Annotated in this window: 12 protein-coding genes; 11 read left to right on the top strand and 1 reads right to left on the bottom strand. The window is 43.3% G+C overall.

Annotation, left to right across the window (positions count from 1 at the left end; translation table 11 throughout):
• Positions 1-15 precede the first annotated feature (15 nt).
• From PGZ10_RS12065 to PGZ10_RS12020, 10 genes are all read left to right on the top strand, one after another.
• Positions 16-1,041: an RluA family pseudouridine synthase gene (locus tag PGZ10_RS12065; RefSeq protein ID WP_270541512.1), complete on the top strand. Its 1,026-nt coding sequence runs from the start codon at positions 16-18 to the stop codon at positions 1,039-1,041.
• Complete coding sequence (locus PGZ10_RS12060) at positions 1,014-1,553, top strand: Holliday junction resolvase RecU (protein ID WP_008370565.1); 540 nt, start codon at positions 1,014-1,016, stop codon at positions 1,551-1,553. The genes PGZ10_RS12065 and PGZ10_RS12060 overlap by 28 nt, the downstream gene beginning before the upstream one ends.
• A gap of 148 nt (positions 1,554-1,701) precedes the next feature.
• On the top strand, positions 1,702-2,940 hold the full coding sequence (hisZ, locus tag PGZ10_RS12055) for an ATP phosphoribosyltransferase regulatory subunit (RefSeq protein WP_270541511.1): 1,239 nt from the start codon (positions 1,702-1,704) through the stop codon (positions 2,938-2,940).
• 10 nt (positions 2,941-2,950) lie between these two features.
• A complete protein-coding gene (hisG, locus tag PGZ10_RS12050) occupies positions 2,951-3,607 on the top strand; it encodes an ATP phosphoribosyltransferase (protein WP_022220614.1) in 657 nt (218 codons plus the stop codon).
• Between the two features lie 5 nt (positions 3,608-3,612).
• Positions 3,613-4,911 carry a histidinol dehydrogenase gene (gene hisD, locus PGZ10_RS12045; protein WP_270541508.1) on the top strand — a complete coding sequence of 433 codons (1,299 nt, stop codon included), beginning with the start codon at positions 3,613-3,615 and terminating at the stop codon, positions 4,909-4,911.
• 3 nt (positions 4,912-4,914) lie between these two features.
• On the top strand, positions 4,915-5,505 hold the full coding sequence (gene hisB, locus PGZ10_RS12040) for an imidazoleglycerol-phosphate dehydratase HisB (RefSeq protein WP_022220612.1): 591 nt from the start codon (positions 4,915-4,917) through the stop codon (positions 5,503-5,505).
• Between the two features lie 22 nt (positions 5,506-5,527).
• Positions 5,528-6,811: a bifunctional phosphoribosyl-AMP cyclohydrolase/phosphoribosyl-ATP diphosphatase HisIE gene (gene hisIE / locus PGZ10_RS12035; protein WP_270541506.1), complete on the top strand. Its 1,284-nt coding sequence runs from the start codon at positions 5,528-5,530 to the stop codon at positions 6,809-6,811.
• Positions 6,812-7,034: 223 nt separating this feature from the next.
• A complete protein-coding gene (locus tag PGZ10_RS12030; protein ID WP_008370556.1) occupies positions 7,035-7,334 on the top strand; it encodes a hypothetical protein in 300 nt (99 codons plus the stop codon).
• A 260-nt stretch (positions 7,335-7,594) separates the two neighbouring features.
• Complete coding sequence (locus tag PGZ10_RS12025) at positions 7,595-10,132, top strand: NlpC/P60 family protein (RefSeq protein WP_270541504.1); 2,538 nt, start codon at positions 7,595-7,597, stop codon at positions 10,130-10,132.
• A 272-nt stretch (positions 10,133-10,404) separates the two neighbouring features.
• A complete protein-coding gene (locus PGZ10_RS12020; protein ID WP_270541503.1) occupies positions 10,405-12,729 on the top strand; it encodes a C40 family peptidase in 2,325 nt (774 codons plus the stop codon).
• Between the two features lie 113 nt (positions 12,730-12,842).
• Here PGZ10_RS12020 and PGZ10_RS12015 read toward each other — a convergent pair whose 3' ends face one another.
• Entirely contained in the window at positions 12,843-13,724 is an 882-nt protein-coding gene (locus tag PGZ10_RS12015) for an AraC family transcriptional regulator (protein ID WP_117834743.1), read from the bottom strand.
• Positions 13,725-14,048: 324 nt separating this feature from the next.
• Between PGZ10_RS12015 and PGZ10_RS12010 the strand changes: the two genes are divergently transcribed.
• Positions 14,049-15,656, top strand: coding sequence for an ABC transporter substrate-binding protein (locus PGZ10_RS12010; protein WP_270541502.1), 1,608 nt, complete (start codon positions 14,049-14,051; stop codon positions 15,654-15,656).
• Positions 15,657-15,666 lie beyond the last annotated feature (10 nt).

The following is a 15,666-nucleotide window of genomic DNA, read 5'->3' as shown; positions in this document are numbered from 1 at the left end:
GGAGGAATTAAAAGCATGCAGAAAATAACCGTTTCGGCAAATGAAGCAGGACAGCGTCTGGACAAGCTTCTTGGAAAATATTTAAGTAAAGCGCCGATGAGCTTTGTTTACAAGATGCTGCGGAAAAAGAACATCAAGTTAAACGGGAAAAAAGCGCAGGGAAATGAAAAACTGACAAAAGGAGATCAGGTTGAAGTATTTCTCTCAGATGATACCTGGCAGAAATTCGCAGGGACACCGGGAGCAGAAAAGAAGCTTCCGGCAGATCTTGCACGGGCAATGGAAAGCAGCATCCGGCTGTCGGTAATCTATGAGGATCCGGACATTCTGATCCTGAACAAACCATCAGGCATGCTTTCCCAGAAAGCAGCACCGTCTGACCTTTCCCTGAATGAATATATGATCGCGTATCTGCTGAAAAAAGGCGATCTGAAACCAGCTGAGCTTGCTACTTTCCGCCCATCTGTCTGTAACCGCCTGGACCGGAATACCAGTGGTCTTGTAACCGCAGGGAAAAGCCTTGCGGGATTGCAGCAGCTCAGCGAGATTTTAAGAGACAGGACCGTGAAAAAATATTATCTCACGATCGTGGATGGGGTGATAAAAGACCGTCAGAAGATCGAAGGATATCTTCTGAAAAATGAGATGACCAATCAGGTGAAAATTCTGAAAGAAGCAAAAGGCGAGGCAAAGCCGATAGCCACAGAGTATATTCCGCTTGCGGATAATGGTCAGCAGACGATTCTGAAGGTGCATCTGATCACGGGACGGACCCATCAGATCCGTGCACATCTGTCTTCGACCGGTCATCCGATCATCGGGGATAGCAAGTATGGTAATCCAAAGGTCAATTCTATTTTCAGGAAAAAATATGCGTTAAAATATCAACTTTTACATGCATGGAAAATGCAGTTCCCGAAAAGAGAGGATGCGCTTGCAAAGGTATCGGAAAAGGAGCTTACCGCGCCTCTTCCGGAAGGATTTACAACCATCATAAAAGGAGAAGGATTAGAATGGGAACCTGGAATTCAAGAGGGCTAAGAGGTTCAACCCTGGAGGATTTTATTAACCGGACGAATGAACGCTATCAGCAGCAGGGACTGGCGCTCATTCAGAAAATCCCGACACCGATCACTCCGGTACGAATGGACAAAGATCACCGCCAGATCACGCTGGCCTATTTTGACCAGCGCAGTACGGTCGATTATATTGGAGCAGTACAGGGAATTCCCGTATGTTTTGACGCAAAAGAGTGCAGTATGGATACCTTTCCACTACACAATATCCATGAACACCAGATGAATTTTATGCGGGATTTTGAAAAACAGGATGGAATTTCCTTTTTTCTTATCTATTACAGTACAAAAAACCTGCTTTATTACATGCGTTTTGAAGAAATAGAAGTGTTTTGGGAGCGGATGAAGCAGGGCGGACGGAAAAGCGTACGCTTTGAAGAACTGGATGAGGAATATTTTATGCAGCTAAGGCAGGGCGTATTCGTTCCGTATCTGGAGATGCTCCAGAAGGATCTGGATCACCGGGAAGAAAGATAAGAAGCATGGAAAAGAGATTAGCAGGATAGAACTTCTGAGTATGCAGGCTTGACAAGCCGCGTCAAAGTTCGTATAATACAACAAGGTCACGTTTTAATATGGTAACATACTAAAGTGACGAATAAACAAAAAAGAGGAGTTACAATCTATGAAGCAGTTATTACATACACCCGAAGGGGTCCGAGACATTTATCACGAAGAATGCGCCAAAAAGCTGGCACTTCAGAACCGACTTCATAAGACTCTGCATTTGTACGGATATCATGATATCCAGACTCCTATGTATGAATATTTTGATGTATTCAGAAAAGAGATCGGAACCATTCCTTCAAGGGAATTATATAAATTTTTTGACAGAGACGGCAACACACTGGTGTTAAGACCGGATATCACTCCGCAGATCGCACGTGCGACGGCAACTTTATTTAAGGATGATGAGCTCCCGGCAAGGCTTTGCTATGTGGGGAATACATTTATCAATCATTCCAGTTATCAGGGACGATTAAAGGAAAGTACCCAGATGGGCGCGGAGATGATCGGACTGGATGCGGCGGATGCTGATGCGGAGATGCTGGCACTTGTCATTGACTGTCTGAAGAATGCCGGACTGGAAGAATTTCAGATCAGTATAGGAAATGTAGACTTTTTCCAGAGTCTGATCGAGGAATCCGAGATTGATGATGAGACAGAAGAACGTCTGCGTGAGTTGATTAACAACCGGAACTTTTTCGGTGCAGACGAACTTTTAGAAGAGGCTGATGCAAAACCGGTGTCAAGAAAAGCATTTTCTGCACTTTCAGAGATGGTCGGTGGTGTGGAGATCCTGGAGGAGGCGAAAAAGGTAGCGCCAAGCAAAAAAGCGATGAAAGCAATCCGGCGTCTCGAAAAAATCTACGCGATCTTATCTGTCTACAAAATGGAACAGTATATTACGTTTGATCTGAGCATGAGCGGAATTTACGGATATTATACCGGTATTATCTTCCGGGGATACACTTTTGGGACCGGGGATGCCATTGTAAAAGGCGGACGTTATGACCACCTGGTTGAAAAGTTTGGAAAAGCAGAGCCGGCGATCGGTTTTGCGATCGTAGTAGATGAACTGATGAGCGCACTTTCCCGCCAGAAGATCCAGATCTCAAGTGGCGAGAAAAGTTCCCTGATCTTATATGATAAAGAACGGTTGAAGGATGCAATCCAGCTTGCCATGGAATTTAGAGGAAAGAACAAGAATACCCAGATCCTTCAGAAAGCATCGGATAAGTCGCTGGAATTCTATGTGGATTATGGAAAACGCAGTCTTGCAGGAAGCATGCTGTATCTTCGCAGCAAAGGAGATGTGCAGATGGTGAACCTGATGACCGGCGAAGAGAAAATTGTAGGGTAGGGGTGAGACGATGAAAGACACAAGATATTTGACATTTGCGCTCTGTAAGGGGCGGCTCGCAAAACAGACACTGGAGCTTCTGGAAGAACTGGGGATCACCTGTGAGGAAATGAAAGATAAAGATTCCAGAAAGCTGATTTTTGTGAATGAAGAATTAAAACTCAAATTTTTCTTATCGAAGGGACCGGATGTACCGACCTATGTAGAATATGGTGCGGCGGACATCGGCGTGGTCGGAAAAGACACGATCCTGGAAGCGGGAAAGAAGGTACATGAGGTACTGGATCTTGGTTTTGGTAAATGCAGGATGTGCGTATGCGGACCGGCAGATGCGAAAAAATATCTGGAAAATCACGAACTGATCCGTGTGGCAACAAAATATCCGAATATTGCAAAGGATTATTTTTATAATACCAGACACCAGACGGTAGAGATTATCAAATTGAACGGTTCGATTGAACTTGCACCGATCGTTGGCCTTTCAGAGGTGATCGTGGATATCGTGGAAACCGGATCAACCCTGAAAGAGAACGGACTTGTAGTTCTCGATGAGGTTTGCCCGTTATCAGCGCGTATGATCGTAAACCCGGTCAGCATGCGTCTGGAAAATGACAGGATCAAGGAACTTCTTTATAAACTCAGAAGTATATTAAAAAGGGAGGCTTAATGCACATGAGAATACAAAAGCTGAACAGCGATACAAAGAAAAATCTGCTGGAAGATCTGCTGAAAAGAAGTCCGAACAATTATGGACAGTATGAGGCAAGCGTAAAAGAAATTTTAGATAAAGTAAAAGAAGAAAAAGATGCGGCAGTTTTTGCATACACTGCCAAATTTGATGGGGCAGAGCTTACTGCAGATACGATTGAAGTCACAGATGCAGAAATTGAAGAAGCATATGCGCAGGTTGATGATACACTTCTTACAGTCATCCGCAAAGCAAAAGACAATATCGAAAGTTATCATGCAAAACAGCGTCAGAACAGCTGGTTTGACAGTAAACCGGACGGAACCATTCTTGGGCAGAAGATCACTCCGCTTCACAGAGTCGGCGTGTATGTGCCGGGAGGAAAGGCAGTTTATCCGTCTTCGGTACTGATGAATGTGATGCCGGCAAAGGTTGCCGGTGTGGATGAGATCATCATGGTAACGCCTCCTGGAAAAAATGGAAAAGTAAATCCGAATACACTGGTTGCAGCCAAAGAAGCCGGTGTGGATAAGATCTACAAGGTCGGTGGTGCACAGGCAATTGCAGCCCTTGCTTACGGAACAGAGAGCATCCCGAAGGTTGACAAGATCGTAGGACCTGGAAATATCTATGTAGCACTTGCAAAGAAAGCAGTTTACGGTCATGTCAGCATTGATTCCATTGCAGGACCAAGTGAAATCCTGGTTGTGGCAGATGAGACAGCTAATCCGAGATATGTTGCGGCAGACCTGCTTTCCCAGGCAGAGCATGATGAGCTCGCTTCTGCAATTCTTGTTACGACAAGTGAAAAGCTGGCACATGAGGTATCCGATCAGGTAGATGGCTTCTTAAAAGAACTTTCAAGAGCAGAGATCATTTCCAAATCTCTGGATAATTACGGATATATCCTGCTTGCAGATACTATGGAAGATGTGATCGACGTGGCAAATGAGATCGCATCCGAGCATCTGGAGATCCAGACAAAGAATCCGTTTGAAGTGATGACAAAAATCCGCAATGCAGGTGCCATCTTTATCGGAGAATATGCAAGCGAGCCGCTGGGCGATTATTTCGCCGGACCAAACCATATCCTTCCGACCAACGGAACCGCTAAATTCTTCTCACCACTTTCTGTAGACGATTTCATCAAGAAATCCAGCATCATCTCTTATTCAAGAGAGGCACTGCAGAAGGTACATAAGGATATCGAAAGCTTTGCAAAAGCGGAACAGCTGACCGCACATGCCAATTCGATCCATGTACGTTTTGAAGAGGAGGACTAAAAGATGGAGAGCAGAGTTGCATCCTGCAGTCGTGTGACAAAAGAGACACAGATCGAGATGACACTGAATCTGGACGGAACGGGAAAGACTGACATTTCTACCGGCATCGGTTTTTTTGACCATATGCTTTCCGGTTTTGCAAGACATGGACTTTTTGATCTGACTGTCAAAGTTACCGGAGATCTGGAGGTAGACAGCCATCACACGATCGAGGATACCGGAATCGTGCTGGGACAGACCATTGCAAAAGCACTGGGAGATAAAAAAGGAATCAAGCGGTATGGACATTTTATGCTTCCGATGGATGAGGTACTGGTGCTTTCGGCAATCGACCTTTCCGGAAGACCATATCTGAATTTTGACGCCACATTTACCTGTGATAAATTAGGAGAACTGGACACGGAGATGGTAAAAGAATTTTTCTATGCTGTTTCCTACAGCGGTGCCATGAACCTGCACCTGAAAGTCCTGGATGGCGGCAACAACCATCATATGGCAGAGGCGTTATTTAAAGCATTTGGAAAAGCGCTTGATATGGCTGTATCCGAAGAACCACGGATGAAAGAAGTGTGGTCTACAAAAGGCAGTCTGTAAAAAGATAAAAGGAGTTTCTCGTATGAGTTATAAAAGATTGATTCCCTGCATTTTTATTCTTGGAGGGAAGGCGGTAAAATGGTTTGATGACCCGACAGTTGTATCTGAAGATGTGATCGCGCTGGCAAAAGAGTACAGCGATAACGGGGCGGATGAACTTCTGGTATTTGACCTGTCAAGCACGGATCAGGATCATGATGAGTCCATTGAACTGATGAAAAAGATCAACCGCGTGATCCGGATCCCGATGGTTGCCGGAGGAAATGTAAAGCGGCAGGAGGATGTGAAGAAAATCCTCTACACCGGTGCAAAGCGTGCCATGCTGAATTTTTCAAAGCCGGATTCACAGAAACTGATCGAATCGGTGGCAAAGCGGTTTGGGAAAGAGAAGATCGCGGTGTCTTTGAATGACTTTGATGCATTATTTAAGCAGCAGCATCTGATCCAGACTTACAGCAGTCAGATCGTATTTATGCACCGTCTGGATCTGAATTCCGTTGTTAATATTACGGATATTCCGTGTGTGGTTGTGACCGATACACTGGAAAAGGAAGAGCTTTTTAAGATCCTGGAATGTCCGGGCGTGAAAGGACTTTCCGGAATGTATGTGAGTCAGAGAGAAATCAATTGTGCTGATTTTAAAGAAGAGTGCAGCCAGAATGGAATCCGTATGACTTCCTTTGAGAGTCTGATGGATTTTTCCGAATTTAAATTAAATTCCGATGGACTGCTTCCGGTTGTCACCCAGCATTATAAGACGTCCGAAGTGCTGATGGTGGCATACATGAATCAGGAGGCATTTGAAAAAACGGTGAAAACCGGACGGATGACCTATTTCAGCCGGAGCAGACAGAGTCTCTGGACAAAAGGCGAGACATCCGGACATTTTCAGTATGTCAAATCCCTGACCATCGACTGTGACAAAGATACCCTGCTTGCAAAAGTCGATCAGGTAGGTGCGGCATGTCATACCGGCAATCCGACCTGCTTCTTCCAGCCAATCGTAGGGGATCAGTATGAAGAAATCAATACGCAGCAGGTATTCGAGAGCGTGTATCATACGATCATGGACCGCAAAGAGTATCCAAAGGAAGGTTCTTACACGAACTATCTGTTTGAAAAAGGTATTGACAAAATTCTGAAGAAGGTTGGAGAAGAAGCTGCCGAGATCATCATTGCGGCGAAGAATCCGAACCCGGAAGAACTCAAATATGAGATGTGCGACCTCCTGTATCACATGATGGTGCTGATGGCAGAACGGGGGATCACCTGGGATGACATCATGGAAGAGATGGCAAAACGGTAAAAATAGCATATTTGAAAAAAAGAGGGACATATACTGAGGTAGAGGTATATGTCCTTTTTGTTTGTCTGAAATTGGGAAAGAACTTTCTGGTAAATGAAAAGAACTACCTGCCAAAGATGCGCACTCGCGCAAAGAAGAATGTTGCAAGTAACTGCGTTCGGCGTAGAATGCACCGAGGCACATTCATTTTAATTGGATGCTTTAGCAGAAGGGAGAGATTGGAATGAACGAATCACAGGAACGCCGCGAGGAGTTGCTTAGGATGTCACGTCAAAAATGGAGAAAAGGCAGTATCCCGGCGGTGCATCCAAGGTATCAGCATGTATACAGGGGATTATATGGAGAACATTCTTCAGAAGAAAATGGCGGAAGCAGTTTCTTTGCGCGGATGTTTATCAGTTTCCTTATCTTTGGGATGTTTGTGGCGGCAGATTATACAGGAGAGAAAATCTGGAAATATACGCCCTCACAGATCGTGTCACAGATTGAGTACCAACCGGATATTATGACTGGGAACTGGTAAGAGAAGATAGGAAAGCAGTTCTATGGCGGAGACGGACTTGTAGAAAAAGGTGTAGAATTGTGTATTTTTACTAAAAAAACACCACATATGGTTGAATTTATGCTATAATTAAAAATAATCAAATAAAAGATGAATGGAACCCCTAAATTTAATGTTTCATACATTTTATTAATGCAATTGTTAATGCGAAGAAGAATTTTTTGAAAACTTCAAAAATTAACATACAACTTATAGTCTATTTACGAGAGGAGGATCAATTATTGAAGTTTAGGAACAAATTTATAGCAAAAAGGATCGGGACAAAGACACTGGCAAGTCTTCTGGCATTTGGAATGGCTCTTGGTTCGCCAATGGCGGCATTTGCCGATGATGGGGAAACGGCCGTTGTAGCAGAGAATACAGTGCAGGCAAAAAAGACAGATGGATCAGAAGCATTTGTGAATGTATCTGATTATGTATGGGGAATGATGGAAAGCGGAGCAGTCAGGCTGAATAATGAAACCGGCTATCTGGAAGATACCTCGACTGGTCAGAAAGTGGATCCGGAGACAGGCGAACGCCTGACAGAGACACCGGATGTTCCGGAGACACCAGCCATACCGGACACCCCTGGAAATCAAGAAAACCCAGAGGTTCCGGAAAAACCGGACACTCCGGAAAATCCAGGGACACCGGAAAAACCAGAAACTCCAGAAAAGCCGGATACTCCGGGAACTCCAGAGACACCGGAAAAACCAGGCACTCCGGAAAATCCGGATAGCCCGGATTCCGGCAAATCCGATTCCAAAGATCCGATTCAGACACCGGATACTGATAAGGCAGATTCTTCCGAAGACCGGAAAGATACAAAGACCGACCCAATTCCGGGAAGTGAGATCGACCATACACAGGAGATCAGCAAAGCAGAAGAAACAGCCGGTCAGAACGAATCAAAAACTGCAGTCAGTAATTCTGAACTGATCAGCCGTCAGCAGATTGTGAAGCAGCCAGAGATGGTAGAGGATTTCCGTTTCTGGACTGTGGCAAGAAAATATGCATTTGCCAGAACAGCGATCAATGTACGGGAGGAAATTCCGGAAGCTGCAGATGGCAGGGCAGATACTTCCGAGGAAGCCAAAGAAGCAGAGCTTGAAGCGGCAAAAAAAGATGCAAAAGAGCTGAGAGCCGGATTTGATAAAGAGAATCAAAAATACAACACGAAAAAAGTGAAACGTACAAAAACGGCAAAAGGTGTAAAAAAATCTACACAGATCAAACTGACCGGACTCAACATTTTTTCATCAGCGAAATTAAAGGCAGAGGCGCCGAATCAGACTAATCTGAAAGCTGGAAAAAGAGCTGAAACAGCAAGACAGGCTGAGAAGGATCTGCAGAAGCAGAAAGAAGAACAGGCGGCAAAAGTGGCTGCTGACCTGGCAGCACAGCAGATGGAAGAAAAGGTCCGCTCGGTCGGAACGATTTCGCAGGACGGGCTTCTTTATATTTTGAAAGAAGAAGACAATGGCTGGTTGTATGTGGAATCCGGTAATGTCAGGGGATTTGTAAAGGCGTCTGAAATTTATACGGAAGATGCGGCACAGGAACTTCTGGATGTCTATCAGACACAGGCCAGGTTAAAAGCTTCCAAAGAAAACAAAGACTATACCGGAATCGAGGGAACCGCAAAGACGGCACAGGCACTGATAGATGCAAAAGATAATCAGGCATATACCTATCTCCGCGCGACGGTGAAGCAGACGGTTGCAGATAAAGAACCGACACTGGTAAGCGATCAGCTAGATACCGATAAAAAAGGAACCCTGAATATTCAAGAAGAGAAGAATGCGGATTCCAGAGTTGTCGGAACAATGACAGCAGGAGAGCTCTGCTACATTCTTGCAGATGAAGATTCAGACTGGGTTTATGTAGAATCCGGAGATGTCAGAGGCTTTGCGGAAAAGAAGTATTTGAAATCAGACGCTGAAACCAAAGCACAGGTGACAGAAAGAGGAGCTGATGCCTATTCAGTGGCAGAGGAAAACATGGATCCGGAAGATAATAAAGCTCTTTATTATACGCTGACTTCTACAAAAGAAGGAACGCCGAGTGGTGAAATCCGCCAGTCAATGATTGAATATGCATCCCAGTTTGTTGGTAATCCTTATGTGTGGGGCGGAACCAGTCTGACAAACGGAGCAGACTGTTCCGGATTTGTACAGCAGATTTACAAGGCTTACGGATATGATCTTCCGCGTGTTGCCGAGGATCAGAGCCAGTATGGAACCAAGATTCCAGTAGAAGACGCACAGCCTGGAGACCTGATCTTCTATGCAAAGAACGGTTATGTATATCATGTTGTGATGTATGCCGGAGATGGAAAGACGATCGAAGCAGCAAATGAAGATGTGGGAATCATTTACGGAACTGTTTATAACAAAGATGCAGTATGGGCAACCCGGATCCTGGACGATCATTATACTGTTGCAGGTGGCGGAATAGGAACAGTCAATGCGACAGAAGAGATGTACGGCGCGGATCTTGGCAATTTTACGATTACATATTACTGTGCATGTGAAATCTGCTGTAACAAAGCAGACGGGATCACATCAACTGGAACCCCGGTCATTGAAGGACAGACCATTGCTGTGGATCCGAGTGTGATCCCTTACGGAACAAAAGTCATCATCGGCGGACATGTATTTACTGCTGAAGACTGTGGTGGTGCGATCAAGAAAAACCACATTGATGTCTATGTGAACAGCCATGAAGAAGCACTTGCTCTCGGCGTGACGAATGCAGAAGTTTATCTGGCTAAATAAAAATTAAGCGAAGGATAATTTGTTCTTTCGGAGTTTATCTAAAACCATAAAAGCAGGGAAATGTTCTGACGTAAAATATGTCAGGACATTTTCTTTTTTTCATTTTACCAAAATATTTTCCGAAAGAAATTACTCTCTGAGTTTGAAAAATTTTATCAGAAATATTTTTAATGAAACATGGACGGTTTTGTCAAAGAGTAGTAAAATAAAAATGTCGCGTTTCGACTAAAAGGACTGCATTTTACAGAATTTGTAAGAAGGAGCAACAGATTTTGAAATATAGAAATATACAGGTAGCAAAAATGACAGGAGTAAAAATTCTAGCAGGATTACTTGTTTTCGGACTTACTTTCAGCGCTCCGGCAACAGCTTGGGCGGCAGAGAGCGGTCTTACAGAGGTTACTTCTAATGGATCAGAAAATGGAGAAAAATTACAGGCAAAATCCATTGATGGGCGTGATACACTTACAGAAGTATCAGATCTTGTCCTGGAGATGATTCATAATGAAGAAATCAGATACAATGAAGAGACTGGATATCTGGAAGATACCGGTCTGCGTGATGCAGCGAAAACAGGATGGAAGGTTGATCCGATAACAGGAGATGAAGTAGAAGTAATCCCGGCTAATCCAGATGTGCCGGTTACGCCGGAGCAACCGACAGATCCGGTCAATCCGGATACACCACAGCAGCCTTCAGATGGCAATGTGAACAATGAACAGCAGCCTTCGGAAGATCAGACAGAAGGCTCAGAAGAAAAAAACAAAACGCAGGAGCAGGAAAAAAATACGCAGGATAGTGAACACAAGATGACCAATGAAGAACTGGTCAAGAGACAGCAGATCGTCAGTCTTCCGGAATACGAAGAAGATTTCCGTTTCTGGACAGTTGCGAGAAAATATGCATTTGCAAAGACAAAGATCAGCATACGTGAGGCAATTCCGGAAGATATCAGTGGAGCCGTTGATACTGATCGGACAGAAAGTGATATTCAGGAAGCAACAGCCGATGCTAAAAAACTGTTTCATAAGGAAACTTCTGTAAAAGCGAAGAAATCAAAGACGAAATCTTCTGCGAAAAAGACGAAAACGGAAAAGAAAGTACAGCTTAATACATTTTCTGCCGGGACATTAAAAAACACAGCAGACACTTCGGAAAAGAAGTCATCCTTAAACTCGGATACTGCTACAGCATTGCAGGATGATACTTTAAATGCATCCCTTGCATCCCGGCAGTTGGCCGAAAAGGTGCGTTCTGTCGGAGAAATTTCACAGGATGGACTTCTCTACATTCTGAAAGAAGAAAAGAATGGATGGCTGTATGTAGAATCCGGAAAGGTCAGAGGATTTGTAAAAGAATCCGAGCTTTATACCGGAGATGCCGCACAGGTACTGCTGAGTGGATACCAGAAGCAGGCAAAAAAAGCTGCAAAAAAAGCTAAGATTGCATACACTGGAATCGAAGGAACAGCATCCCTTGCAAAAGAAACGGTTCCGGCAAATGAAAATCAGGCATTTACCCATGTACGTGCAACCGTAAATCAGACACTGGCTACGAAAAAATATGCACTGGCAGATGCATCAAAGTCGGATGGAACTGTAGCAATCCAGGAAGAGGCAAATGGACAGTCACGTGTGCTCGGAACCATGTCCCAAGGTAATCTGTGTTATATCCTTGCGGATGCAGAGAAAGACTGGATTTATGTGGAGTCCGGGGATGTCCGTGGGTTTGTCTCTAAAGAGGCTGTTCAGACTGGGGATGAAGTAAAAGCGCAGGTAGAAGCAGCAGGCGAAGGTGCTTACCAGACAGCTACAGAACTGATCGCACCGGAAGATAACCAGGCACTTTATTATAGCTATGCTTCTGTAAAGCCGGGAACACCGGGGAATGCGATCCGCCAGGCAATGCTGGATTTTGCCGCACAGTTCATTGGCAATCCTTATGTATGGGGCGGTACAAGCCTGACAGAAGGGGCGGACTGCTCCGGATTTGTACAGCAGATCTATAAGACTTTTGGCTATAATCTGCCAAGAGTAGCCGAAGATCAGAGCCAGTATGGAACCAAGATTCCGGTTGAAGACGCACAACCGGGGGATCTGATCTTCTATGCAAAAGACGGTTATGTCCATCATGTTGTGATGTATGCAGGAGACGGAAAGACCATCGAAGCTGCAAATGAAGACCAGGGAATCATTTCGGGAACGGTATATATTCCGGAAGCTGTCTGGGCAACCAGAATCCTGGAAGAAAATTATAATCTGGAAGGCACGGATGTGAACGAACAGAACGCTACAGCCGAACAGTATGGAGACAGTATTGGAGAGTATACCATTGATTATTATTGTTCCTGCGAGACTTGCCGTGCGAAGGCAAGCAAAGTCAAAGCAACCGGAACTCCGGTTGTTGAAGGGCAGACCATTGCGGTTGACCCGGATGAGATTCCGTATGGAACAAAGGTGATCATTGACGGACATGTATTTACTGCTGAAGATTACGATACTTCCGGCAAAGAAAAACATATCAGTATCTATGTCAATGAGCATGAGACTGCACAGAAGCTGAATGAGAAGAAGGCAGAAGTACATCTGGTGAAATAAAGACAATCAAAAAAAGAAATATTAAACAAGAAAAACTTCGGATCACTGGCGAAAATCCAGAATATCCGAAGTTTTTTGCATGTCTACACTATTCAGACAAGTCATTCTCCCGGCTAATGTTTGATCTTTTTCAGTTTTTCATTGTCTGCCTGACATTCGGTCGGGGAAATATGATACATTTTCTTAAAAGCACGAAAAAATGAAGAATAGTCTCCAAAACCGGACTGGACAGCAACCGTTTTAAGCGGAACATCCTGCCGGATCAGCGAGACCGCAAGTGCCAGCCGTTTCTTTAAAATATACTGATGACAGGTCGTATTCAGTTGTTTCTGAAAAAATTTGTTCAAACTGCTCTTGCTCATGTGGAAAGTACGCGCCAGATCCTCCACGCCGATTTCTTTCAGAAAATGCTGATCCAGATAGCGGACGATCTGGTTGGTCTGATCGGATTCAATCTCAATAAATTCGGTGGAATATTTCAGGGCATAATTGATGATTTTTACCAGAAGACAGGTGGATGCACCACAGGCATAGGTTTCGGAAAGCTCCCCATAAGAAGCATATTCCCGGTAAAAGGTTTCAAATTCTTCCTCAAAATTGCACAGCTTATTGGTAGTATGAAGAAGATGAGGTGTGTCAATATTGAAAACAGATTCCTCAAGAGCCGGAAGCTGGCTTTTCAGATTGGAAATATATGATTTTTCCAGCCATACAGTGATAAAATCATAATAGTTTGCAACAAGATCACTGGAAGTAAAGTAGTGTGGAATATCCGGTGGAATAACCAGAATATCGCCATTTGTAATAAAATGCCGTTTCTGGCCGATGCGAAACAGAAAATCTCCGCTTTTACAAAAGCTGATCTCATAAAATCCGCTTTTGATCATAGAAAGATCTTCCATCAGATATCCTTTGTGGTGCGTGCATTTTACATGGCGCAGATGGCGTTTGCCGGACAGATGCATTTCAGGGCTTTGCTCATATAATTTTTTCATTTATAAACCTTTCATGATGAATAATAATTTAACAAATCTTTTGTAATCATTATACAATACACATTGCAAAAAAGGTAAAATAAATTGTAAAAAAATTATGTTTTTTGTTATAGATAAAAACAATAAATTGTTAAAAGTTACAAAAATAACGAGAAATCACCGTTTTCTGGAATTATTGATAAATAATAGCAATAAGTACAAAAAGTGATAGAAAAAAGCTATTTGCAAAGAAAAAAACATTTTGGTAGTATTTTTGAAGAGTTGTTAACTAGGGGATATACCGACAGAGCAACTTAAGGAAAATACAATGGAGGAAAAAGGAAAATGAAAAGAAGAGCACTCGCATTATTGTGTGCAGGAATTTTAGCAGTCGGTATGCTTGCCGGATGTGGTGGAAGTTCCGACAAGAAAGACAGCAGCGCAAAGACAGAAGACACGAAGAAAGAGGCAAAAAGTGATGGGACTTTTACATTTGCATTGAATTATATGCCAAATTCACTTCAGCCAAGTGCACAGAGCAGTGATGACTTGGTAAGTGCAATCCGCCCAATCTATGAACCGTTATTTGCTGAGACAAAAGACGGTCTGGAATATTATCTGGCTGATAAGCTTGATATTTCAGAAGATGGTCTTACCTATACACTTCATATTAATGACAAAGCAACATGGAGTGATGGAGAACCGGTTACAGTAAAAGATATCAAATTTACCATTGATTATGGTGTATTGGTTTATGGCGGACCTACATCATTCACCAAGGTAAATGGTGGAGAAGTGCAGATCAACGAGATTGATGATAAGACAATGGAATTTGTACTTCCATCAGTATATGATAACTATGTCAGAACGTTATCTCAGTTCTATCCAATGCCGGCACATGCATTTGATAATGATCCGTCAAAGATTGATGACAGTACATACTTCAAAACACCGGGTATGGCTACATCTGGAGCATATGTAGTAAGCGAAATTAACGAAGATAGTTTTGTTTATACAGCAAGAAATGACTACTACAGAGGAACTCCTTCTGTTAAGAAAGTCGTTATAAAAACAATCGGCAGCGGAAGCACAAAACAGATCGAATTTGAAAATGGCGGAATTGATTATATGCGTGTTACAAGCGCAGAAGACCTGAAGAAATACAAAGAGGAGTCTGATAAATACAATATGTACAGTATATCAGAAGCTCGTCTTAATTACCTTCAGTTAAACCCACACGGACCGGTAATGTCTACATTATCTCAGGATGCAAGAAAAGCAATCTTCCTTGCACTTGACAAAGATGCGATCGTTGATTTTGCATGGGGATCAGATGAACTTGCAGAGCCGGCAAACAGCCTCATCACACCGGACCAGTCTATTTATAATAAAAACTGTAAAGGATATAACTTCAATCTGGAAGAAGCAAAAAAACTTGCAAAATCATCCGGATTGGAAGGAAAAGAACTTACATATATTTACAATTCAGACCGTGCAAATATGGAATCTGTAGCAACTGTCGTACAGCAGCAGTTAGCTGAAATCGGCGTAACAGTAAATATTGAAAGCTGCGATACTTCTACATTCTTCCCACGTTTCTTTGCAAGCAAAGATAAAGAACTGGCTACAACATGGGATCTTGGTACAAACGGATGGGATTCACAGCGTGGTTCAAACTGTGGACAGGCAATCAGCTACTTTACAAATCGTCTCTGTGATTGTGGATACAGTGATGAAGTTTCAGGGCTTGCTCAGAAAGCCATAGGAACTGCAGATGCGAAAGAAAAACAGGAACTTTGGAATACAATTCAGGACAAAGCGTTGGAAGAATGTTGGGAATACCCACTTACATATACAAACTTTGTTATGGTTTCGCAGAAAAATGTTACTGGTTTAGATGGTTCGTCAGTTGTTCCTGAATTCATTGATTACTTATCTATTCATATGGATTAAAAATTCACAC

It is taken from the genome of Coprococcus sp. AF102-57 (genome assembly GCF_027686195.1).
GTDB classification, from domain to species: domain Bacteria; phylum Bacillota; class Clostridia; order Lachnospirales; family Lachnospiraceae; genus Allocoprococcus; species Allocoprococcus comes.
Note: the sequence above shows the minus strand (reverse complement) of the source record. Positions and strands in the feature narration are given on the sequence as shown.

What these genes read in the sequence shown, in the direction of transcription:
- PGZ10_RS12065 (WP_270541512.1), top strand. Translation starts at nt 16, where the DNA reads ATGCAGAAAATAACCGTTTCGGCAAATGAAGCAGGACAGCGTCTGGAC.
- PGZ10_RS12060 (WP_008370565.1), top strand. Translation starts at nt 1,014, where the DNA reads ATGGGAACCTGGAATTCAAGAGGGCTAAGAGGTTCAACCCTGGAGGAT.
- hisZ (WP_270541511.1), top strand. Translation starts at nt 1,702, where the DNA reads ATGAAGCAGTTATTACATACACCCGAAGGGGTCCGAGACATTTATCAC.
- hisG (WP_022220614.1), top strand. Translation starts at nt 2,951, where the DNA reads ATGAAAGACACAAGATATTTGACATTTGCGCTCTGTAAGGGGCGGCTC.
- hisD (WP_270541508.1), top strand. Translation starts at nt 3,613, where the DNA reads ATGAGAATACAAAAGCTGAACAGCGATACAAAGAAAAATCTGCTGGAA.
- hisB (WP_022220612.1), top strand. Translation starts at nt 4,915, where the DNA reads ATGGAGAGCAGAGTTGCATCCTGCAGTCGTGTGACAAAAGAGACACAG.
- hisIE (WP_270541506.1), top strand. Translation starts at nt 5,528, where the DNA reads ATGAGTTATAAAAGATTGATTCCCTGCATTTTTATTCTTGGAGGGAAG.
- PGZ10_RS12030 (WP_008370556.1), top strand. Translation starts at nt 7,035, where the DNA reads ATGAACGAATCACAGGAACGCCGCGAGGAGTTGCTTAGGATGTCACGT.
- PGZ10_RS12015 (WP_117834743.1), bottom strand. Translation starts at nt 13,724, where the DNA reads ATGAAAAAATTATATGAGCAAAGCCCTGAAATGCATCTGTCCGGCAAA.
- PGZ10_RS12010 (WP_270541502.1), top strand. Translation starts at nt 14,049, where the DNA reads ATGAAAAGAAGAGCACTCGCATTATTGTGTGCAGGAATTTTAGCAGTC.